General features: G+C 59.7%; 16 protein-coding genes. 4 read left to right on the top strand and 12 right to left on the bottom strand.

Features of this window, described 5'->3' with window-relative positions; translation table 11 throughout:
- Positions 1 to 120: 120 nt before the first annotated feature.
- The 4 genes from nrfD to ACOYW0_RS02240 all read right to left on the bottom strand — a co-directional run bounded on the left by nrfD (position 121) and on the right by ACOYW0_RS02240 (position 7,959).
- Positions 121 to 1,269 carry an NrfD/PsrC family molybdoenzyme membrane anchor subunit gene (nrfD, locus tag ACOYW0_RS02255; protein ID WP_482416966.1) on the bottom strand — a complete coding sequence of 383 codons (1,149 nt, stop codon included), beginning with the start codon at positions 1,267 to 1,269 and terminating at the stop codon, positions 121 to 123.
- A complete protein-coding gene (locus ACOYW0_RS02250) occupies positions 1,266 to 1,994 on the bottom strand; it encodes a 4Fe-4S dicluster domain-containing protein (RefSeq protein ID WP_482416965.1) in 729 nt (242 codons plus the stop codon). The genes nrfD and ACOYW0_RS02250 overlap by 4 nt, the downstream gene beginning before the upstream one ends.
- Before the next feature lie 4 nt (positions 1,995 to 1,998).
- Positions 1,999 to 4,581, bottom strand: coding sequence for a molybdopterin-dependent oxidoreductase (locus ACOYW0_RS02245; RefSeq protein ID WP_482416964.1), 2,583 nt, complete (start codon positions 4,579 to 4,581; stop codon positions 1,999 to 2,001).
- A 312-nt stretch (positions 4,582 to 4,893) separates the two neighbouring features.
- The gene (locus ACOYW0_RS02240; RefSeq protein ID WP_482416963.1) at positions 4,894 to 7,959 is read right to left on the bottom strand and encodes a two-component regulator propeller domain-containing protein; all 3,066 of its coding nucleotides are present in this window, start codon (positions 7,957 to 7,959) and stop codon (positions 4,894 to 4,896) included.
- A 474-nt stretch (positions 7,960 to 8,433) separates the two neighbouring features.
- Here ACOYW0_RS02240 and ACOYW0_RS02235 point away from each other — a divergent pair, with 474 nt between their 5' ends.
- The 3 genes from ACOYW0_RS02235 (at position 8,434) to tnpC (ending at position 11,660) form a co-directional block, all read left to right on the top strand.
- Positions 8,434 to 9,066 carry an NAD(P)/FAD-dependent oxidoreductase gene (locus tag ACOYW0_RS02235; protein WP_482416962.1) on the top strand — a complete coding sequence of 211 codons (633 nt, stop codon included), beginning with the start codon at positions 8,434 to 8,436 and terminating at the stop codon, positions 9,064 to 9,066.
- Between the two features lie 122 nt (positions 9,067 to 9,188).
- Positions 9,189 to 9,842 (top strand): Rossmann-fold NAD(P)-binding domain-containing protein, encoded by a 654-nt coding sequence (locus tag ACOYW0_RS02230; RefSeq protein ID WP_482416961.1) that lies wholly within the window; start codon positions 9,189 to 9,191, stop codon positions 9,840 to 9,842.
- Positions 9,843 to 10,235: 393 nt separating this feature from the next.
- Positions 10,236 to 11,660, top strand: coding sequence for an IS66 family transposase (gene tnpC / locus ACOYW0_RS02225; RefSeq protein WP_482416778.1), 1,425 nt, complete (start codon positions 10,236 to 10,238; stop codon positions 11,658 to 11,660).
- A 338-nt stretch (positions 11,661 to 11,998) separates the two neighbouring features.
- Here the strand turns inward: tnpC and trpA are convergent, their stop codons facing one another.
- The 8 genes from trpA to ACOYW0_RS02185 form a co-directional block, all read right to left on the bottom strand.
- Complete coding sequence (trpA, locus tag ACOYW0_RS02220) at positions 11,999 to 12,793, bottom strand: tryptophan synthase subunit alpha (protein WP_482416960.1); 795 nt, start codon at positions 12,791 to 12,793, stop codon at positions 11,999 to 12,001.
- Positions 12,793 to 13,998, bottom strand: coding sequence for a tryptophan synthase subunit beta (gene trpB, locus ACOYW0_RS02215; protein ID WP_482416959.1), 1,206 nt, complete (start codon positions 13,996 to 13,998; stop codon positions 12,793 to 12,795). Before trpB ends, trpA begins: the two co-directional genes overlap by 1 nt.
- Positions 13,973 to 14,653, bottom strand: coding sequence for a phosphoribosylanthranilate isomerase (locus tag ACOYW0_RS02210; RefSeq protein WP_482416958.1), 681 nt, complete (start codon positions 14,651 to 14,653; stop codon positions 13,973 to 13,975). The genes trpB and ACOYW0_RS02210 overlap by 26 nt, the downstream gene beginning before the upstream one ends.
- 169 nt (positions 14,654 to 14,822) lie before the next feature.
- Complete coding sequence (gene trpC, locus ACOYW0_RS02205; protein WP_482416957.1) at positions 14,823 to 15,614, bottom strand: indole-3-glycerol phosphate synthase TrpC; 792 nt, start codon at positions 15,612 to 15,614, stop codon at positions 14,823 to 14,825.
- A gap of 481 nt (positions 15,615 to 16,095) precedes the next feature.
- Positions 16,096 to 17,112 carry an anthranilate phosphoribosyltransferase gene (trpD, locus tag ACOYW0_RS02200; protein ID WP_482416956.1) on the bottom strand — a complete coding sequence of 339 codons (1,017 nt, stop codon included), beginning with the start codon at positions 17,110 to 17,112 and terminating at the stop codon, positions 16,096 to 16,098.
- A 109-nt stretch (positions 17,113 to 17,221) separates the two neighbouring features.
- Positions 17,222 to 17,791: an anthranilate synthase component II gene (locus ACOYW0_RS02195; RefSeq protein ID WP_482416955.1), complete on the bottom strand. Its 570-nt coding sequence runs from the start codon at positions 17,789 to 17,791 to the stop codon at positions 17,222 to 17,224.
- Positions 17,792 to 17,848: 57 nt separating this feature from the next.
- Positions 17,849 to 19,327, bottom strand: coding sequence for an anthranilate synthase component I family protein (locus ACOYW0_RS02190; protein WP_482416954.1), 1,479 nt, complete (start codon positions 19,325 to 19,327; stop codon positions 17,849 to 17,851).
- Between the two features lie 354 nt (positions 19,328 to 19,681).
- Positions 19,682 to 19,963 carry a hypothetical protein gene (locus ACOYW0_RS02185; protein ID WP_482416953.1) on the bottom strand — a complete coding sequence of 94 codons (282 nt, stop codon included), beginning with the start codon at positions 19,961 to 19,963 and terminating at the stop codon, positions 19,682 to 19,684.
- 246 nt (positions 19,964 to 20,209) lie between these two features.
- On the opposite strand from ACOYW0_RS02185, the gene ACOYW0_RS02180 reads away from it, so the two are divergent.
- Positions 20,210 to 22,669, top strand: coding sequence for a glycogen/starch/alpha-glucan phosphorylase (locus ACOYW0_RS02180; RefSeq protein ID WP_482416952.1), 2,460 nt, complete (start codon positions 20,210 to 20,212; stop codon positions 22,667 to 22,669).
- Positions 22,670 to 22,717: the final 48 nt, after the last annotated feature.

Here is a 22,717-nt window from a genome sequence, read left to right as displayed (position 1 = left end):
AAGCTGATAATTAACGAGTTACGATAACGAATCCTGACCCTTCAAGGCTTGTCGTATTACTCGTACAAACCACCAGCAGCTTTCGAGGTGGCTCACCTCGCCGCCGGAGGTATGCTTTTTTCAACGGGTGGCCGCGCCATCGGTGCCCAGGTTGAGATACCGTTCACCCAGGGTGTAGAGAAGCAGCATCACCGAGATGGCAAACAGGGCCACCAGCCATTCCCAGGGGCTTGGGGCGTAGGTGACAATGTCCGGGAACTGCTCTGCCTTGGGGCCGACGGGGAATCGCTGGCCGTTGATGAGGATCTTCATGTGGATGACCAGGGACCCGGCCCAGGCGATCAGGGCCGCCGTTAGGGTGCCGGCGGTGGTTTTGCGGACCGCTGGGCTCATGATCAGGGCAAAGGGGAGAACCAGGCCGATGATGGCCTCCAGGGGAAACCCGAACAGGCTTCCGAAGGGGGTGTTGAGGGTGCGATGCGCCATGAACTCCGGGATCACGGTTGACGCGGCGACGGCTGATTTTACCCCGGTGATGACAATGGCGGCCCCTGCCGACCAGGCGAACAGGCGGTAAAACACCTCGTCCACAACGGGGCGATATGGGGAGAACCGGCCGGTTTTCAGCCTGTGGCATATCATGGTGTGGAGGAGAAACAGGGCAGTGCCGCTGAAAAGGGCCATGACCAGGTAGAAGATGGAGTGCATGGGGCCGAAGTAGACCGCCCGTGACTCGGTGGTCCCGAAGACCGCTCCCAGGACTATGGGGGCCGCCATGGCACAGAGAAAGGAGAGGGAGCCTGCGGTTTTGTTCAGGGCGCTCTGCCTGTCCCCGGCATAAAGGCATCCGAGCTTCACGGCGAGAAACAGGAGCTCGGCGGTATAAAGGGCGCCCATCCACCAGATGGGGGAGGCCATGTTGGGGGAGATGATGAAGTAGATCATGCTCCAGATATTCCCGATTTCAAGGGCGATGGCAACAAAGGCCCCGCAGAGGGTGGCCAGGGCGAGAAACACAAGTCGTTTTGAACTCGGGGCCAGGCGCTCCATACCGAACAGGGTCGGCAACGCGGAGAGCATGGCGAGGCCAGAGCTGCTGAGGGCCAGGAAGATGTACATGCCCAGGGGAAGGGTCCAGACGACGACATCGTTGGCGGCAAAAAGCCAGTGCCCCTCCCGAAAGAGGGTTATCGTGGTGTACAGGCCCGCCAGGATAGAGGCTCCGAGCACACTCAGCCAGATTGCATAGCTTGTTTTTTTCCCGTTCATTTGTACCCCCCCTTGGAGGCCTCGTAGTGGGCCGGGTCGTACCCCCGGATGTAAAAGACCCGCGGGTTTGTTCCCAGGTGTTCTTTCAGCCTGAAGGGCTTGAATTTTCCCAGCAGCTTGCTGACCTTGCTTTTGGGGTCGCTGATGTCCCCGAAGATCCGTGCATCGGCCGGGCAGGCCTCCACGCAGTATGGCAGGAGTTTTTTTTGCACGCGATGATCACAGAAGGTGCACTTTTCCACCACCCCTTTGGGACGGATCCCGGGCTGGGTCTCTTCCCGGTCCGGGTTGTAATAGGGGATGGCCTTGCCCCCTGCTTTTTGCGTCACCTCCGATGGGGAGAAGGTGCCGCCTTCGATGAGTGGTTCGGTATGACGCCAGGAGGGGTGAGGGCTGCGCCAGTTGAAATAGATGACGCCGTAGGGGCAGTTGAATTCACAGTACTTGCAGCCGATGCATTTGTCCGGGTCGTGCATGGTGATGCCGTTGGAAAGCTTGTGCATGGCCCCGGTGGGGCAACCCCGGACGCACGGGGCATTTTCGCAGTGGTTGCACAGGGTCGGGAGGTAGTGGAACCGCACATCGGGAAAGGTGCCCACGGTTTCGGTGATCTTGTTGGACCAGTAGATCCCGTCCGGCACGTTGTTTTCGTTTCGGCAGGCGACGCTGCAGCCTCCACATCCCACACATCGTTGAAGGTCGATGACCATGGCGTATTGTGGCATGGCGTTATCCCTCCTCTATGCGTTCGATTTTCACGCGGGTGCCGGCATGCCGGACCGTGCTGCCGCTCAACCGGTCGTATTCGGCCGGGATTAGGTCGTTGTTGTTGCCGCCCCTGGGGGTTTTTCCGAACACTCGTGTGGCCACCCGGCCGTAGGCCCAGTGGCCCTGTCCGAAGCATTTGGCGACGGTGCCCGGCCGGATCCCCTCCCACAGCTTGGCCGTGCACTCGATGGTGCCGGTGGGGGAGGTGATGCGAATCTTGTCTCCGGACTCCACCCCGATTTTTTTCCCATCGGCGGGATTGATTTTGGCCACGTCCTGCCAGGGCTCATCACCGGGGTCCAGGTCCTTGAAATCGTAATACCAGGTGCAATTGGCAGAGCGCCCCTCCCGGTTCAGCCGCGATTTGTGATCCACGAACACAAAGGGGTAGGTGGCGGCATCGCCGATGGTGAAGGGGTCTTCGTGGTGGGGGATAAAGGCGTGCTCTCCTTGCGCTTCGTAGTTACAGGCCATCAAGACCTCATCGACGGTGGTTTTGTGGTTTTTGGCGTGCTTTTCAAGGGCGTTTTTCAGGGTGACGCTGTAAAACTCGAATTTTCCCGTGGCGGTCTTCATCTTCCCCCAGCGCTTGCGGTAGGGGTAGGGATCGGAATTCCAGACCCCGGTTTTGAGAAAGTGCTTCCAGCCGTTGAATTTGTCTCCTCCCTTGTATTGGGCCGGGTCCCACAGGGACTGGGTGGCGTACTTCAGGGCGTAGAGGGAAAACTCGTCGGCGGTGGTCGGCTCTTTGCCGGTTTCCGGGTCCCGGTACTCTTTGTAGTGACGCAAGAGGTTGTCGAATCCCCGTTGGGAGAGCTTTTCCGCCAGCAGCCAGGGCACCTCGGTTTCATCGGTCTTGTAGTCTCCGATGCGCTTGATCACCGGCTGCATCAGGGTGACATGCCGGTAGCCGTTGGCGATGGATTTCACGTACCCGTATTTTTCAAAGAGGTGATGGGTGTTGGGCAGGAGGATGTCTGAAAACCAGGAGAATTCCGAGGCGTGGGTGGTGAGGTGGGCCACGAAGGGAATCTTGGCAACGGCCCGTTCCCAGCGGTCGGGCTGGGTGCAGGAGAAGGTGAAGTTGTTCATGTAGCCCACGGCGACCTTAATTTCATAGGGGTCCTCGTTGAGGATCCCGTCCGCCGCGTTGTTGGTGAGGACGGCCGAGCCGGGTTTGCCCGATTTCAGGGCGGGAAACGTCAAGCGGCCCCGTTGATCGATTTTTTCGTGCTTTTTCCCTTTCTTGGCGATCTCGTCCATGAAGGCGTCGGGCTTCGGGAACTTTTTGGTGTACTCCTTGTTGCTGACCAGGGTGCCCCCCTCGTTGTCGCAGGCCCCCACCAGGCCGTTCAAGGCGTGGCAGGCCATGCTGCCATATCCGCCCCGGACCTGCATCGATGGCCCGCCTCCCACCCAGGAGATGGCCCTGGGGGCTGCTTTGCCGAAATCCTCGGCCACCCGGAGGATCTGCGCCTCGGGCAGGCCTGTTTTTTCGGCTGCCCATGCCGGGGTGCGGTCTTTGACCTCAAGGTTCCACCAGGCGACCACCCCGTGGGTGAATCTTTCGTCAAAGGTCGATTCATCCACGGTCTGCCCCGGACCGAACCGGTTGGTGCCATCCTTGAAGTCCCCCACAAATTCCCTGGACCAGAGCCCGCGGGCGAGGATGACGTGGGCGATGGCCAGGGCCAGGGCGCTGTCCTGCCCCGGCACGATGGGCAGCCATTCATCCGCTTTTCCCGCCGTTGCCGAAAGCCGGGGCTCCACCACCGCCACCCGGGCCCGGTTCACAACATCCCCCCACACGCTGGTGTAAAAAGGCACCTGGCGGTTGGCGGCCAGGGGGTCGGCCCCCCAGATGAGGACATACCGGGCTTTTGTGACATCGTACTGCCGGTAGCTCCAGTATCCTTCCGTGTAGTAGGACCCGAATTTTTCCGCCTCTGCGCAGATGGCGCTGTGGGAGATGTTGTTGGGCGAGCCGATGATTTTGGTCATGCGGTCGTAGAGGATATCCCGCATGTAGGTGTAGCGGCCGCGCATGAGCATGTATTTGTGGGTTTCACCGGCATCGCGAAGTTCCATGATCTTGTCGGCCAGGGTGTCAAGGGCCTCGTCCCAGGTTATGGGGACAAAGCCGGGGTCTTCGTGGCGCCCCTTTTTGGGGTTGGTGCGCTTCATGGGCGTTTTGATGCGATCCGGGTCATAGACCTGCTGAAGGGCCATGTGGGCCCGGACACAGCTGGCCCCCACGCAGACCTTGGAGTGGGGGTTCCCTCTGACCTTTACCGCACGGTCGCCCACCACATAGACCTGCTTGGCGCACCAGGAGGTGCATCCCTGGCAGGTACCGGCATGCCAGGTGCCTTTCTCTTCCGGGGGCGTGTCCTGGGCCTCCGCAAGGGCCGTGAGTTCCGGTTTCAGCCCCATGCCGGTTGCCAGCAGGGTGCCTCCGGCAGCAGATGCCTTGAGGAAATGCCTTCTGGACATGCTGAGGTCTGACATCAGTTTGGTGATCATGGCGTGTTTCTGAGTGTTCATGGCTACCTCCGCCGAATGGCGTTAGTCCGGATATGTCATGAATCTTTTTTGGGAACGCAGTGACGCATGGCGCATGGCCGGGTGCATCGAACCAAAGGGGGGGATCGAAAGGGTGCAGGGAGCCTGGATAAAAGAGGTGCGGTGGACGGATCAGGTTTGGTGTGCGGTGTTGGAGCCCTTGCACGGAAGGGCTCCGTCAGTGAACTTGTTCATATTAGCATGGAATTGTGTGGTGCATCCATGCCCGGTTGATTTTTTGGGACCGACGGGCATGGAGCAACCCGTCGTCCTGGGAGGACGATGGCCTCGTGTTTATCCCGACTTTGCAAAGACCACCCGGTTTCGTCCCATGTGTTTGCCTTTGCAGAGGGCCGCGTCGGCCCTGCTGACATTGTGCTCAAAGGTCTCCGAGGCAGTGCAGTCCGTGACCCCCAAGGTCAGGGTGACGGTGAGGTAGGTGCCCTTCCAGTCGAACAGGGAGGAGGCGATGCGGTTGCGGAGGCGTTCCGCCATGGTCTCTGCGTCTTCTCCGGTGGTGTCCGGGAGCAGGAGGATGAACTGCTGACCGGTCCAGCGACCCAGGATGTCGTGGGCCCTGAGGTTGGACTCCAGGAGCCTGCTGACCCGCTGAAGGATATAATCCCCGCAGTCGTGGCCGCAGGTGTCGTTGATCCCCTTGAAGTGATCCAGGTCGGCCAGGACCAGGGCATAGGGGCTTTGGTAACGTCTGGCCCGGGAGTGGAGTTCCCGTTTTCGTTTTTCAACGCCCCTTCGGTTCGGCAACTCCGTAAGGGGGTCGGTGAGGGAGAGTTGTTCCAACCGACGGGCCTGGGCCTCAAGTTCTTCAGTCCTTTGGGCCACGAGCTGCGTCAGCTTCCGGGTGCGCTTTCGGGCGGTGGTGATCCGCAGGCCGGTGAAACCGGCCAGGGCCAGGCAGATTGCCGCGCGAAAGGAGGCCTGCTGCCAGAACGGTGGGGTAATCCGTATCTCCAGGCCCCCATGGTCACGGTTCCAGGTGCCGTGGCTCCCCGAGGCCATGACCTGAAACTGGTAGGTGCCGGGGGGCAGGTGGGAGTATCGTGCCGTGGGGGTGTTGCCTGCCTCCACCCAGGAGGCGTCGTATCCTGTGAGCTTGTACTTGTAACGGTTCTCCGATGGGCTGTTGAAGTCGTGGAGGGCAAAGGAGAGGGTGAGGTTGTTTTCCTGGTGCGTCAGGGTGATGCCCTGGGTTTTGTCCAGGGAAGCCCCCAGCTTGATGCGGTTGCCTTCGGGGCTTCCCGGGTGGACCGGGGTGCCGTTGAGCACAAGCCCGGTGAGGTGAATGGAGCCCGTGGGGTGGCTCATGGGGATTTCGCCCGGCGCAAAGAGAAGGCAGCCGTTTTCCCCTCCGAAGATCAGGTTGCCGTCCGGGGAGCGGTGGGCCGCTCCCTGCACGAACCGCAGGGGCATGGGAAAGCGGGAGATGGCCCCGGTTTTGATGTCCAGGGCGGAGAGGCCCTTTTCCGTGGCGACCCAAAGGCGCCTTCTGCCGTCGAAGAGGATGCTTTTTATGATGTCCCCGGAGAGCCCGTCTTCCTTGAAGTAGGACCGGACGGTTTCGGTCTCGGGGTTGAGGCGGTTAAGCCCCTTGTAGGTCCCGACCCAGACCGCTCCGTTGGGGGTTGTGGCAAGGCCGGTGACGATGTTGTTGGACAGGCTCTCTGCCGCCCCTTTGCGGTGGTGAAACTGGGTGACCCGTTTTCCGTCCTGGTCAATGCGGTTCAGCCCCATATCGGTGCCCACCCACAAGGTGTCTCCGCTGGCTTCCACAAGGGCGTGGACGGTGTTGCTGCTGAGGCCTTGCTGAGAGGCGGGCCCTTTGCCGAACCGCTTGACGTCACCGGTTTTCAGGTCATGGCGGAACAGACCGCGGTTGCGGGTTCCTGCCCAGACGACACCGGAGGTTTTTGTACTCAGGGCGGTGATGATCCGGGTGTCCTGTGCCGGAGGCTTGTCGCCCCAGGGGATGTACGCCCCGGTAAGGCGGTCTCTGAAGAGGAGTCCGGCGCCCCAGGTTCCGATCCAGAGGGAGCCGTCCGGTGCCGGGGAGAGGGCGTTGATGTCCAGGCTACCCGGGCCCAGGGGAGGGGGGCCGTTTTCCGTCGCCTCGTATCGGTTTTGTCCCGGGGATGACTTTTTGAGGCCGGTGTACCAGCTCCCCGTCCAGAGGGTTCCGTCGCTGTCGGTGGCCACGGCATGGACGGAGTTGGGGATGTCGTTCCCGGAGTACCCGGGCAGGAAGAGCTGCATCCGATACAGGGTTTTGCTCAGTGTGTTGACCCCGCCTCCGCGGGTTCCGATCCAGATGACGCCGGAACGGTCCTCGAGGATCCACCGGATGTCGTTGTGGGAGAGGGACCCGTCAAGGTACGGCACGTTCTGATGCAGGGTGGATCGTCCGGTTTCAAGGTCCAGGATGAGGAGACCGTGATTTTGGGTACCTACCCACAGGGTGCGGCCGTCGTCGTAGAGGGTGTTGATGGTGCCGTCAGCCTCCGGCGGAAGCCCGTCCATGCCGGGAAAGGGTACACAACGGCCCTGGTCCGGGTCAAAGAGGCGAAATCCTTGGGCGGTGCCGACCCAAAGGGCGGATCCCCCGGCCGGGTAGAGGGTGCGGATCTGATCGTGGGGAAGGGAGGCGGGGACCTGGGGATCGTGTCGAAAGGCGGTGAAGGTTTCATCGGCCCGGTTGAAGCGGTTCAAGCCCCGCTCGGTGCCGACCCAGAGGGTGCGGTCCCGGGATTCGGCAATGGACCAGATGCGGTTGTGGCTGATGGCACCAGGTCCGTTGTCGGCTGTAAACCGGGTAAAGTCGGCGGTCTCTTTGTCGAAACGGTTGAGGCCGGAGCTGAAACTGCCGGCCCAGATCGCCCCGTGGGAGTCTTCGTAGTGGATCTGGATCCGGTCTTCACTGAGGCTCCGGGGATTGGACGGGTCGTGCCGGAACACCCTTGCCTCACCCGTATCCGGGTCGATGCGGTTGAGCCCGCCCCCCCATGTGCGAACCCAGACTGCGCCCTCCCGGTCTTCGATAACGCCGCCGGCATCGTTGTGGGAGAGGCTCTTCGGGTTGTCCAGGTCGTTTTGGAAGACCCCCATGGTAACGCCGTCGTACCGGGCCACCCCGTTGCGGGTGCCGAACCACATGGCACCATTATGGTCCTGCATGATCTGGAAGACGGTATTGTCCGGGAGGCCGTCGGTTTCATCGATGTGACGAAAGAGAAGGGTGGGCGTGCCCCCGTAAGCCGTGGTCAGGGCGGCCAGGCAAAAAAAGAGGCCCAGGCAGATGACCCGGAGTGAGGACCGCATGGTGAAATATTCAGATAAATAAAACAAACAAAGTCTCCGCGGGGTGCTCCCGGGTGAACCGGCGCATCCGCCCTGGCCTTCGGCTGCATGGTGGCAAGCCTTAAAAGACGGTCACTATCAGAGCTGCCTCCGTCAGAGGCGGCTTTTTACATATTTGATCAGAGGGGGCTGTTTTTGAGCTGAATCGTGACAACACGAACAGCCCGTGGGCGCTGTGTGATGCCCCACGGTTCATATCGGTTTTCCAGGGAAGAACTTGAATTGAGGATGATTGAAAATTGAGGAATGAGTGAGCTTTTTTTCTGTGGATTGCTTTCGGGAGGTGCCTTACAGGGGTAGAACTTGGGGTCCGAAAGTTTGGGTGAACGTTATGATAACAATTTTAGATGTATACACGGTGCACGGGACGTAGTAAAACCCGTGATTCAGGTGCTGCCGGGCGTTTGGGCTTTCCGGCGGCGTGACATCCATCCAACATAAAAATCAGGACCAGTGAAGAGCATGAGTGATTCAAAAATAGGCGTTGTCGTCCCGGGGTCTCCCCTGGGGATGACCACCCCGGATCGACTGGAAGAGATCGCAGCTGTGGCGAAAAAATACAATGTGGAAACCATCAAGATCACGGCTGCCCAGAGGCTGAAACTCTACGGCGTTGAAAAAGAGGAGGCCCCGGCCCTTTTGGCGGAACTCGGGGGAGCCATGCCCAAGCCCGTGGGGGTAAAATCAGGTCCCCATACCCTGCAGTCCTGTCCGGGGCGCCGAAGCTGCAAATACGCCTGCCAGGATTCTTTGGGGCTTTCGGAAAAACTGGGTAAGGCCTTGGCAGACCGCGTTTTTCCAGGCAAGGTAAAGGTCGGGGTCTCCGGTTGTGCCTTCAACTGCAGTGAAGGATACCTCCGGGATGTGGGTATCTTCGGGAAGAAGTCCGGATGGACCCTGGTCTTCGGCGGCAACGCCGGTGGGCGTCCCCGTATCGGCGATGTCATTGCCGAGGGCCTCACCGACGACGAGGTGATCGAGCAGGCCCTCAAAGCCCTTGAGTACTATACCGATAACGCACGCAAGATGGAGCGCTCCGCCCGTCTTGTGACCCGCAAGGGTGTGGACGAGCTAAAGGCTTTTCTGGAGGCGTAGCCTGAAAAAACGTACGTAAAACCTGTTTGTCAAACTTTTTAAACGTTTGGCCCCCGGCAGGGCCGCCGGAGGCTTTTTGGGGCGTTGTGTTGTCCCTTAACCAAAACGAACAAGGAGGGCGTATGCAGGTGATGATGGCTGGAGCCACGGGCCTTGTGGGTGGTGCTTTTTTCAGGCGGGCCGTTGGCGATGCGGATATTGGCCAGATTGTGCTGCTGGGGCGGCGGGCCGTTTCCGAGCTTGAGTCCCATGACAAGGTGACCTCCCTTGTGGCGGATTTTAACGCCCTGGATTCCCTGGCCCCGTCCTGCCGGGTGGACGTCATGGTCTGCGCCCTGGGGACCACCTTGAAAAAGGCGGGGAGCAAAGAGCGGCTCTTTGAGGTGGACTGCCTCTACACCGAAGCTGCCGCTGCCTATGGCCTCCGATGCGGCGCCCGGACCCTGGTGGTGATCTCCAGCGTGGGGGCCTCTGCCACAGCCTCTTCCCACTATCTCCGCACCAAAGGGGAGATGGAAAAGCGGGTGACGGCCCTCGGGTATGCCGCCTGCCATATTCTGCGCCCCTCCCTTCTTATGGGGGATCGCGGGGAGACCCGGTTCGGGGAATCCCTGGCCGCCCGTCTGCTTTCCCCGGTTTCGTTTCTGCTTCCCGCTGCCTACCGTCCCGTCCATGCCGATACCGTTGCCGAAACGATTCATTCGGTGATCAAAGAGCCGGGGGAAGGGGTGAGGGTGTATGGGGGGAAGGAAATACAGGTGACAGGTAATAGGTAATAGAGAATAGAGAGTAGGGAATAGGTGTCGGGGGGCATAATGAGCGGGGGACGTCCGCGTAAATGGCATGGCACTTTTTCCTGAGGGACGACGTGCAATGGCAATATGGTTTTCTTTTCGTAACTATTCAGCTCACACATAAAATGTATTGAACTGCATTTTTTTCTTGACAGGATTTTTGATCAAATTTTTCATTTTGACCTGCGGATCTCTTACTCCGTTATTCCGGTGCTCAGGCCTGGCTATGAGGACCATAATTCATCTTATATGAAGGGCTATACGACCCGGCACCCTCAAATTTTTAAAGCCTGAAATTCGAAAGCTCAGGAGCCAAAATTCCGTTTTCAAAACCTGTGGTATACTATCCTCGTCAAAAAAAGATGAGGAGACAGGGTGAAGATCGAAAGCATTGATATTCAAGCGGCGACAGACAACGCAAGGAAACTGATTCAGCAGGACGAGGACCTCTCGCCCGCAGTTGCAGCTGTGATCGAATTGCTGCTTACAATCATCACCCTTTTGGCGAACCGTCTAAATCTCAATAGCAAAAACAGCAGCAAACCGCCTTCTACCGATCCCAACAGGAAGAAGGAGAAAAAGCAAAACACCGAAGGAAAAAAGCCCGGGGGCCAAAATGGCCACGAGGGAAAAACTCTTGAGCCCGTAGACAAGGCAGATCTCGTATTGCCGTTGAAACTCAATATGACCGAACTGCCACCGGGTGACTATCGCCACGTAGGTTACGAGACCCGGCAGGTCATTGATTTGAAGGTTGCTCAATACGTTACTGAGTATCGATCCGAGATTCTTGAGGATGCCTTCGGCAATCGATATGTTGCTCCTTTCCCGAAAGGAGTAGATCGACGCGTCCAATATGGCACGGGTCTCAAGGCTCACGCGATCTATCTTTCCCAGCATCAGCTGGTCCCCTACGAAAGAATCTGCGAGCACTTTCGGGATCAGGCCGGTATCCCAATCAGCGCAGGGTCGATTTTCAACTTCAACAAAGAAGCGTTTAACGCGCTTGAGGCGTTTGAAGAAATCGTCAAAGCCAGATTGTCCGGCTCGTCCGTCTGCCACGCAGATGAAACCGGCATCAACATGAACGGTAGTCGATTTTGGCTGCACTGTCTGTCGAACGATCTTTTCACTTACTTTTACCCGCACGAAAAGCGTGGCAGAGAGGCTATCGATGAAATGGGAATTATCCCAAGCTTCAAAGGCGTGTTGTGCCACGATCACTGGAAACCCTACTTCAATTACGACTGCCTGCACGCATTGTGCAACGCTCATCACTTAAGAGAGCTGGAGCGGGCTTGGGAGCAGGACAGTCAGCAGTGGGCCAAAGACATGAAGTTCTTGCTCCTTGAGATCAACAAGGTTGTGAACGAACACAGCGGCAAGCTTCCATCGGATATTGCCGGGGGCTTTCGAAAGCGCTACCTGAGCATCCTGGAAAAAGGAAATCTCGAATGCCCGCCCCCGGATGAAACGAAAAGGAAGAAGGGACAACGCGGGCGGATGAAACGATCAAAAGCGAGAAACCTTCTCGAACGGATGGAAGACTTCGAGAACGAAACCCTTCGTTTCATGGACGACCCGCTGGTTCCTTTCACTAATAATCAGGGTGAAAACGACATCCGGATGACGAAAGTCCATCAGAAAATTTCTGGGTGCTTCCGATCTATGGAAGGGGCCAAGATCTTCTGCCGAATACGCAGCTACCTTTCTACATGCAAGAAAAACAACGTGCATGCAAGCGACGCATTGCGCCTGTTGCTTCAGGGTGAATTACCCTCCTTTTTTGAAGCTGATTAACCCCTGTCGGCGAACCTACAGCTGAATAGTTACTTCTTTTCTTTGTTTAAGGGTTCCGACTTGCCGATGTGAAGCATGGCGGCATAATGGATAAAAATCACCGGGTGAAACGATCTCAATCGTGGAGGCAGAGCCTCCGTGTCTCATTCCCAGGCAGAGCCTGGGAACGAGAGAACGAGAGATACCCTGAAACAGTTTATTGGTCTTTGCCCTCTCTATTCAACACGGGCGAAGCCCGTCAGCAAATGGGACGTCCCTGAGGAACGAAGGGACGGAGCATTTGCGAACCTGGGGTGCAGGGGATTTATCCCCTGCCCGCCGGAGGCTGCTTGTTGGTTTTATCTGGTCCGGGCTTTGTAGGCCCGGGTCTGGTCACCGATGAGGGTGGGGAGTTTCGGGTTGTCCAGGTTGGTTTCGATGAGGCGTTCAAAGGCGCTGCCGATGACCACGCCGTCGGCAAAGCGGGCGATGGCGCCCACATCGTCTGGTGTGGAGATGCCGAAGCCCACGCACACGGGCACGGGGCTCAGGGCTTTTACCCTGGTGTAGAGGGCTTCCACGGCGTTGGCGTCGAGGCCGCCGCTGCCGGTGACTCCCACCATGGAGATGAGGTAGAGAAAGCCCGAGGCGGCGTCTGCGACCATGGGGGCGCGCTGGCCGTCCGTGGTGGGGGCCATGAGGCGAATAAGGCTCATGGACTCTGTTTCTAAGGCGCGGTTCAGCTCATCGGACTCTTCGGGGGGCATGTCCACCACAAGGACCCCGTCGGCACCGGCTTTGGCCGCGCTTCGGGCAAAGGCGTCGTAGCCGAAGGCCAGAAGGGGGTTGGTGTAGGAGAAGAGAATCACGGGGATATCCGTAAAGCCCCGGATGGCCTCCACCAGTTCCAGGATGCGCCTAACCGTTGTCCCGTTTTGAAGGGCCCGCTCCGACGAGCGCTGGATCACCGGGCCGTCGGCCGTGGGGTCGGAAAAGGGGATCCCCAGCTCCAGGACATCGAGGCCTGCATCGCACATCTCTTTGATGAGGGAAAGGGAGGTGTCGTAGTCCGGGTCGCAGGCCGTGACAAATCCCACCAGGGCCTTTTCGCCCTTTTCTTTGAGTTTTTCAAATCGATCGTCAATCCGTTTCATTACATCCCCTCCCGTTTTGCATCGTAGTCGGCCACGCTGGCCATGTCTTTGTCCCCCCTGCCGGAAAGGTTGATGACAATCACCTTGTCCTTGCCCATCTCCCCTGCTTTTCGGATGCCCATGGCCAGGGCATGGGAGCTCTCCAGGGCCGGGATGATCCCTTCCAGTTTGCACATGGTTTTAAAGGCATTTATCGCCTCCTCGTCCGTGGCCGAGTCGTAGGTGACCCGCCCGGTCTCCTTAAACAGGGCGTGCTCCGGGCCCACCCCCGGGTAGTCCAGCCCGGCGGAGACGGAGTGGGCTTCCAGGACCTGTCCGTCGTCGTCCTGGAGCACGTAGCTTTTGGATCCGTGGAGGACGCCCACGGTGCCCTTGCTCAGGGTGGCGGCGTGCTTGTCGGTGTCGATGCCTTCCCCTGCGGCCTCCACACCGAGGAGGGCCACCTCGGGTTCCTCCACAAAGGGGTGAAAGATGCCCATGGCGTTGGAGCCTCCCCCGATGCAGGCCACGATGAGGTCGGGCAGGCGGCCTTCGGCTTCCCGGATCTGGCTTTTGGTCTCCAGGCCGATGATCCGCTGGAAGTCCCGGACCATGCTGGGGTAGGGATGGGGCCCGGCCACGGAGCCGATGACGTAAAAGGTGTCTTCCACGGTGGATGACCAGTGGCGCATGGCCTCGTTCATGGCGTCTTTCAGGGTGCCTGATCCCGAGGAGACCGAGACCACCTCGGCCCCCAGCAGCTCCATGCGGCGGACGTTGGGGGCCTGGCGTCGGATGTCTTCTTCCCCCATGAAGACCGTGCAGTCCATGCCGAAAAGGGCTGCGGTGGTGGCCGTTGCCACGCCGTGTTGGCCTGCACCGGTTTCGGCGATGAGCCGTTTTTTGCCCATCCACTTGGCCAGAAGGGCCTGGCCCACGGTGTTGTTGATCTTGTGGGCACCGGTGTGGGCCAGGTCTTCCCGTTTTAAATAGATGCGGGCGCCGCCTGCGTGCTCGGTGAGGCGCCGTGCAAAAAAGAGGGGCGTGGGGCGGCCCACGTAGGTGGCAAGGAGGCTGTCCAGCTCCTTTTGGAAGGCTGCGTCGGTTTTGATCTTTTCGTAACCCTCCCGCAGCTCCAAAAGGGCGCTCATGAGGGTCTCACCGGCGTACATGCCGCCGAATGGGCCGAAATGGCCCAGGTTATTGGGGGGATTTTGGTTCGTCATGTCTAAAAGGCTCCTTTATGGGACCGGGAACCTGGCATTGGCCCACGATCCGTATGAATTTTTGTATTTTATCAAAGGATTTTTTTCCGGGTTCCGTCTCCACGCCGGAGCTCACATCCACCCCGTCGGGCCGGAAACGCCGGATGATATCGGTCACGCTGTCAGGACCCAGGCCCCCGGCAATGACCAGGGGGCTGCACCGGGGAAGGGGCGGGGTCTCGTCCCCCCAGGCCAGGGCGTTTCCCCCGGGCAGGACTCCCTTGTCCCACTCCACCAGGGCCGTGGCCGACGGGTACGCCGAAGCGCGTTCCATGAGCGGCGGGGCGGTGACGTAAAAGGCCTTGAGCACTGTAAGCCCCTGGCCATGGAGGGCTTCGGCCAGCTCCGGCGGTTCATTGCCATGGAGCTGCACCGCGGAAAGCCCGGCCGTCTCGGAAACGGCCATGACGGCCTCAAAGGAGGCGTTCACAAAAACCCCCACCGAGGCCACCTCGGGCGGCAACTCCCGGGTGATCTCCCGGGCCTGAAGCGGGCTCACGTTGCGCGGGCTCTTGAGAAAAAAGACCAGGCCCACGGCATGGGCTCCGGCCTCCGCGCAGAAGGCAGCCTCCGAAGGGGATGTCAATCCACAGATTTTGATGCGAGGAGTGTGCATGGTGTTTTCCATTGTAACTGTTCAGTTCAAAATTGCCTTCGACGGCCACGTTTAAAGAAAAAATGACAAACAGGCCTTTGTCCCCTGGAGCGCCGCACTCCTGTGCGGCACGTGTAACGACGAACTGAAAAGCCGCATCGGAGTGCGACGTTCCGTTCCTGTCGATCTTTCACCCTTCATCCTTCACGTCACACCACAACCGGAGCAACCCGACGGAGTCCTTGGCCCTTACCAGGCTTTCCCCCACCAGAAAGGAGGAGATCCCGGTCTTCAGATGGCGCCGGATGTCCTCGGTCTCTTTGATGCCCGAGGCCGCCACCACCGTGGTGCCCGAAGGCAGATGGCCGCTCAGTCGTCCGGCCCGGGTGGTGTCCGTCTCAAAGCTCTTCAGGTTGCGGTTGTTGATGCCCACCAGGGGTGGGGCAAAGGGGGCCACCTTTTCGATGTCGGCCTCGTCAAAAACCTCCACCAGGGTTTCCAGGCGAAGCTCCGAGGCCAGGGCCATGAAGTCCCCCAGCTGCGTGGGGGAAAGAATCCGTGCGATGAGGAGCACGGCGTCGGCCCCTGCGGCCGCGGTTTCGTATAGCTGGTACGGGTCCACAATGAACTCCTTGCGCAACACCGGCAGGGCAACGGCCTGCCGGGCCGCCCTGAGGTCATTGAGGCTGCCTTTGAAAAATGTCTCTTCGGTGAGCACGCTCAGGGCAGCGGCCCCTCCCTGCTCATACCGCCGGGCCGTCTGGGCCGCGTCCAGGTCGAGGTCGATGTCTCCCTTGGAGGGGGAGGCCCGTTTGACCTCGGCAATGACCGCCACGGTTTTTTCCTCCAGGGCCCCTCGAAAGGGCCTCACCACCCGAGGCGCTTCAGCGGCACGCCGCATGTCCGCCATGGAAACCCTTGTTTTGCTCTGCGCCACCACGCCCTTCACATGGGTGACGATGGCCTCTAAAAATCCGCTCATGTTTTATGCCTTTTATGGTGAAAGTTGGTTCATAAAGCCTGCCTCCGGCGGCGAGGTGAGCCACCTCGAAAGCATATTGCCCTTGCGCTTTGTCCCTCGTTCCTCAGGCCAAAGCGCAAGGGCCTTCGGCACGGGCTGCGCCCGATACAAACGCCGGTGGTTGATGCGGACAGATTCTCACGCATCGCAGGTCCGGGGTACGATATCGTAACTTGTTCATTAGCGGTTTAACCGGACAGTCTTCGTCGGGTCGGCTTATACATAAAGCCCCTTGCCGCCGGAGCTATTCCGGTTAAAGTCAAGCGAATCTCCAGTGTCCCTCATCTGGATTCCAGGGAAATGACATGGGTCTCTTCTGCAAAACCGGTTGTCCCATGTCACAGGCCACGCGAATGCCACCAAAACGAGTGCATCATGGCTGCCTCCAAGCATTCGCCATAGGGTTTCCAGGTGCCCCCACCTCGCCGCCGGAGGCAGGCTTTTAAGCATTCTCCGTGGTATAGCGTGCCAGCCCTTCCAGCTTGGCCATGGCGTTGCCGGAGTCGATGGCCTCTTCGGCGAGGAAGATGCCGTCCCTCAGGGTGTCGGCTTTGTCGGCTGCCATGAGGGCGGCTCCGGCGTTGATGAGGACGACGTTGCGTCTGTGGCCCCGTTCGTCGCCGGAGAGGATGTCCCGGGCGATGCGGGCGTTCTCTTCCGGGGTGCCGCCTTTGAGGGCGTCCGGGGGGGCCAGTTCCCCGAAGTAGTCCGTGGGGTCAATGTCCGTGGTGCGGATGAGCTCGTTATTGAGCTCGGTGACCCGGGTGGGGGCGCAGACGCTGATTTCATCTAAGCCGTCGTGGCCGTGGACCACCAGGGCCCTGCGGGTGCCCAGGAGGCGCAGGGCTTCGGCGAACATTTCGGTGAGGTGGGGGGCGTAGACCCCCAGGAGCTGGCGGGAGGCCCCTGCCGGGTTGGTCAAGGGGCCCACCATGTTGAAGATGCTCCGAAGGCCCGTCTCTTTGCGGGCTGCTGCTGCGTGGCGCATGGCCCCGTGGAAGGTGGGGGCAAAGAGAAAGCCGATGCCCACCTCGGCGATGGCTTCTTCCACCACGTCCGGGGAGACGCTCAGGTCCACGCCCAGGGCTTCCAGCACATCGGCGCTGCCGCAGGTGCTGGAGACGCTTCGGTTTCCGTGTTTGGCCACGGTGACGCCGCCTGCTGCCACCACAAAGGCGGTGATGGTGGAGATATTAAAGGTGGACAGGCCGTCCCCGCCGGTGCCGCAGGTATCGAAACAGGCACCGCCCGCGTGGATGCGCGTGGCGTTTTTGCGCATGGCCCGGGCGGCCCCGGCCAGCTCTTCAAAGGTCTCTCCCTTTGCGGCGAGCCCGGCCATGAGGGCGCCGATCTGGGCGTCGGTGGCCCGGCCTGCAAGGATCTCTTCCATGGCGTCGGCCATGGTGCTTTCGTAAAGGTTTTCCCCTGCCACGATTTTTTTCAGGATGTCGCTGAACATTTTTTCCCCTTAATGAGTTGTCTCATTTCCTGTGGGCCGCGCCCGTGAAATTTTATTGGTATTTTTATGTCAACCGCTTCAAATCATGCGCCATGGACGGTGGGGGATATCAGCCGGCGCGCCTGATAAAATTACGGATCAGCCGCTTGCCCGTGGTGGTCATGATGGATTCCGGGTGGAACTGGATCCCTTCGGTGGGGTGGGACCGGTGCCTCAGCCCCATGATCTCGCCGTCGGCAGTCCTGGCCGTGACCACAAGCTCTTCGGGCAGGCTCGACTCTTCCACGGCCAGGGAGTGGTAGCGCATGGCCTTCATGGGGGAGGCGATGCCGGCAAAGACGCCCTCGCCGTCGGTTTCCACCTCCGAGACCTTGCCGTGCATCACGGCCTTGGCGCGGATGACGGTGCCACCGAAGGCCTCGGCGATGCTCTGGTGGCCGAGGCAGACCCCCAGGATGGGCACCTGACCGGAAAAGGCCCGAATGGCGTCCATGGAGACCCCGGCGGATGCGGGCCGTCCCGGTCCCGGGGAGATGACGATACCGGAAGGGGAGAGGGCGTTGATCTCCTCCACGGTGACGGCGTTGTTGCGGTACACCGTCACCTCGGCGCCTCCCATCTCCAGGTACTGGACGAGGTTGTAGGTAAACGAATCAAAATTATCGATCATCAGAATCATGGTGTGTCACCTGTGCTTTAAAAACGTTACGGGCATTTGGTGCCCATGGGTGAAGCGTTAACTCCGGGTGGCCAGCATCAGGGCTTTTTCGATGGCCATGGCTTTGTTGACGGTCTCCTGCCGTTCGGTCTCCGGGTCAGAGTCGGCCACAATACCGGCCCCGGCGCGGACGGTGAGGGTCTCCCCTTCGATGACGGCGGTACGGATGGTGATGGCCAGGTCCATGTTGCCGCTGAAGGAGACGTAGCCCACGGCACCGCCGTAGGGGCCCCTCGGGGACTCTTCCAGTTCGGCGATGATCTCCATGGCCCGCACCTTGGGAGCACCCGAAAGGGTCCCCGCCGGGAAGGTGGCCTCCACCAGGTCAAAGGCGTCCAAGCCCGGCTTGAGGTCGCAGGAGATGTTGGAGACCAGGTGCATCACGTGGGAGTAGCGCTCCACCACCATGAGGTCCGTAACCTGAACCGTACCGGTGGTGGCCACCCGACCCAGGTCGTTGCGGCCCAGGTCCACCAGCATGAGGTGTTCGGCCCGCTCTTTTTCGTCCTTTAACAGGTCGTCTGCCAGCCGTCGGTCTTCCTGCTGGGTGGCGCCCCGGGGCCGGGTTCCGGCGATGGGGCGGACCGTTGCCGTGCCCCGCTCCAGGCGCACCATCACCTCCGGGGAGGAGCCCACCAGGCAGGTCTCGCCCAGGTTCATGAAGTAGAGGTAGGGCGAGGGGTTGATGTAGCGCTGGGCCCGGTAGAGTTCCACGGGACAGGGGGGCGCCTGGCAGGTAAAGGGCTGGGAGATGACGGCCTGGATGATCTCGCCGTCGAAGATCGCTTCCCGGGCTTTGGCCACCCTGGCCCGATACGCCTCGTGGGAGATGACCGGTGCGGGGGAAAGGGGCACGTCGGGCTTTTTGCCCGGTGACTTGCCGTTGCCGTGCTCCACCTTGTCCATGAGGGCGTCCAGGCGCTTTTCTCCATCTTCGTAGAGGGCCACAGCATCCGGGAAGTCCTCTTTGAAGCAGAGCACCATGGCCACCATGGTGTTGCGGATGTTGTCGAAAAGAATCATCTCGTCAGCCAGGATGAAGTGGGCCAGGGGTTTCTCCTTGGGGTGATCGTGGGGGATGTTTTCAAAGAACGAGACCATCTCGTAGGTCATGAACCCGGTGAGCCCGCCCTGAAAGCGGGGCAGCTCCGGGAGCTCCGCGGCTTTGCAGCCCGTCATGAGGTCCCGAAGAATCTCAAGGGGCTTGCCGTGGTGGGCGACCCTGGCCACGGTCTCTCCGGTTGTTGTCTCCACATGATCGAGAAAGACCCGCACCTCCATGCGCGCTGACACCCCCAGGAAGCTGAACCGACCCCAGCGCTCTCCGCCCTCCACGCTCTCCAGCAGGAAGAGGGGGGTGTCCGGGGTATAGAACCGCGTGAGAAGGGAGACCGGCGTCTCCTGATCGGCCAGGATTTCCCGGCACAGGGGGATGACATCGGCTTGCTCGGCCAAGGCGGTGAAGGCGTCGCGTGAAGGGAATTCTGTGAGAAACATGGTGTTTTCCTTAAGCAGGTGTTTGCTTGAAAATGATCGATGAGAGACGTGCGGCCCCCGGGTCTGGATATAAAAAAAGGGCCGGTAACGTCGTTGCGTTCGGCCCTTAAAATAAAAAAGGACCGTGAGGTGTGCTCACGGTCCCTGTCGGATTCTAATGAAAGTCGGTGTTCAGCAAGGCAAGGGGTGCGTGGGCATACCGTTGAGGCGGGTGCGCCACCACCAGAAAAAGGGTGCTGCAAGAGTGAGGGTTCGGTTGCTGTGTGCCATGCTGACGGGGTTCCTTATAAATAAAGGGGTGTTTTTTAACTTAAAAAGCCAGCCCTTCGGGAGGCTTTTTTTTCAATGCGTTTTTTAAGCATCGTTGCGGCTGTTATACACGGCAGGGGAAGGGGTGTCAAGAATTGTTTCTGTGTACAGAAACAATTTTCTCGAAGAGGGAAAGCCTTGTGTTGAAATAAAAGGGAAATTTTGAGATAATCTGACAACTTGTAGAACCGACTTCCAGCGCAACGGCGCAATCCACCCGTACAGGGCTTTCCTCGGCAGCTCGGATCCCTTGCCCTTCATCGACAGGGCGACCACGTCGGACCGGCATGAACCATGCCCGGAAAGCCAATCCAGATGATGTGACATACCCAGGCAGCCACCTTTTGCTGCGGTCGTTTTTCCCCGAAAATCCGTTCGTCTTATTATGGTCCAGTTACGCTTTTATTCCTGCATACCCTGCCGGGCGATGCGATACCACGGAACCCGCATGTTTTCGTTCGGCTTGCAATGAGTCGCTTCGGCACGGGGTTTGTGCCGAAGGAACCAGGACGTTAACCCATATCACCTATGGCAGGGGTGCGCTCCCCTGACCGTACCCCATGGACAGACACGATGAAACTTTTTGATGGCATGCGTCTCATGAACACCCAGGAAGCGCTTCAGGCGTCGGTGATCCATCACCTGAGGTACACCCTGGGCCGGGATTGGAAAAAAGCCTCCGTTCGGGACCTGTACTGGGCGGTCTCCCTGTCGGTACGGGATCGGCTGTTCGAGCGGCTTTTTGAAACAGAAAAACGTTACAGCCAGGGGCGGGTCAAGCGGGTCTACTATCTTTCCATGGAGTTTCTCATGGGCCGGGCCCTGGGCAACAACCTCTGCAACCTGAAGCTCTATGATACCTTCAAATCGGCCCTGGAAGAGATGGGGGTCGATTTGGATGAGGTTCAGGAGTGTACCACGGACGCGGCCCTGGGCAACGGGGGGCTGGGGCGACTGGCTGCCTGTTTCCTCGACTCCATGGCCACCCTGGGCATTCCCGGCTACGGATACGGGATCAACTACGAGTTCGGTCATTTCAGGCAGCAGTTCTGCAACGGGTACCAGCGGGAGGCGTCGGACAACTGGTTGAAACGGGGCAACCCCTGGCAGATTTCGCGGCCGGAAGAGGCGTGCCTGGTGCCGTTTTTCGGACGCATCGACCACACCCGGGACAAAAAGGGGGACTACAACCCCATGTGGCGGGACTGGGAGATGGTGGTGGGGGTACCCTTTGACATGCCCATCGTGGGATACGGCGGGGAGACGGTGAACACCCTGCGCCTTTTTTCCGCCAAGTCGTCGGAGGAGTTCGACGTGGAGATCTTTAACGACGGGGATTACCACGAAGCGGTGAAGAACAAGATCTCCTCGGAGAACATCTCCAAGGTGCTCTATCCGTCGGACTATTTCCACGCAGGGCGGCTCCTGCGCCTGGTGCAGGAGTATTTCTTCGTGGCCTGTTCGATCCGCGACATCTCCCAGACGTTTCTGCGCAACTACGATAACCTTGACCTGTTTCCGGAGAAGGTTGCCATCCAGCTCAACGATACCCATCCGGCCCTGGCCATTGCCGAGTTGATGCGATTCCTCGTGGACGAGAAGGCGCTGCCCTGGGAACGGGCCTGGTCCATCACGGAGCGGACCTTCGGGTATACCAACCACACCCTGCTGCCCGAGGCCCTGGAAAAGTGGCCGGTAAGCCTCATGGAGTTCGTGGTGCCCCGCCATCTACAGGTTATTTACGAAATCAACCGGCGTTTCCTGGAGGAGATCACCCTGAGGTGGCCCGGGGACGAGAACCTGGTGCGCAACGTCTCCCTCATCGAAGAGGGAGAGGAGAAGCAGGTGCGCATGTCGCACCTTGCCATGGTGGGGAGCCACTCGGTGAACGGGGTGGCTGCCCTGCACACCGAGCTGCTCAAAAATCACCTGTTGCCGGATTTTCACAGGCTCTGGCCGGAAAAATTCAACAACAAGACCAACGGGGTGACCCCGAGGCGCTGGTTGCTCAAGGCCAACCCCGGCCTTGCCTCCCTGATCACCGAGACCATCGGCGACGGATGGATCCGGGACCTGCACAAGCTTCAGGCCCTGGAAGCCTGGGCGGAGGATGCCGGGTTCCTGGATCGGCTCATGCAGGTGAAGCGGGCGAACAAAGAGAAACTGGCCGCCCTTATCTGGAGCGACACCACCATAAGGGTGGACCCGGATTCGCTGTTCGATGTCCATGCCAAGCGGATCCATGAGTACAAGCGGCAGCTTTTGAAGGCCCTTCACATTGTGCACCAGTACCTGATGATAACCGAGGATGATAAATGCCCCGAGGTGCCCCGCACCTTTGTGTTCGCGGGAAAGGCGGCCCCGGGGTACCAGGTGGCCAAGCAGATTATCAAGCTGATCAACAGCATCGCCTCGGTGGTGAATGCCCACCCCAAGGCCCGCAGGTTTTTACGGGTGGCCTTTGTGCCTGATTACCGGGTGAGCGTGGCGGAAACGATTATCCCCGGGGCAGATCTGAGTGAGCAGATCTCCACGGCAGGCACCGAGGCATCGGGAACGGGGAACATGAAGTTTGCCATGAACGGGGCGCTTACCGTGGGCACCTGTGACGGGGCCAACATCGAGATCATGAACGAGGTGGGCCGGGACAACATCTTCATCTTCGGCCACGATGTGGCCGGGATCCGTGCTCTGCGCGAGGGCAGGGAATACAATCCCTGGGACATCTACGAAAACGATCCGGCCGTCAAGCGGATCCTCGACGCCTTCACCGGGAACCTTTTCTGCCCCAAGGATCCCGGCTTGTTCACCTGGATTTTTGAGCACCTGCTCTACGGTCGGGACATGTATTATCACCTGGCCGATCTCTCGTCTTACCTGTTAATCCAGCAGGAAGTGGATCACTGTTTTCTTGATACGCGAAAGTGGGCCGGGCTTGTGGTGAAGAATATCGCCCACACCGGAACCTTTTCAAGCGATCGCACCATCCTGGAGTACGCCCGGGACATCTGGGGGGTGAGCCCTGCCCAGTAACCTGATGTGTCCCGCGTTATTGTCCGTGCTTTTGTGGACTCGCCCAAC

The organism is Desulfoluna sp. HI9BLuna, from assembly GCF_056829775.1.
This window is presented reverse-complemented; position numbering and strand designations above follow the sequence as displayed.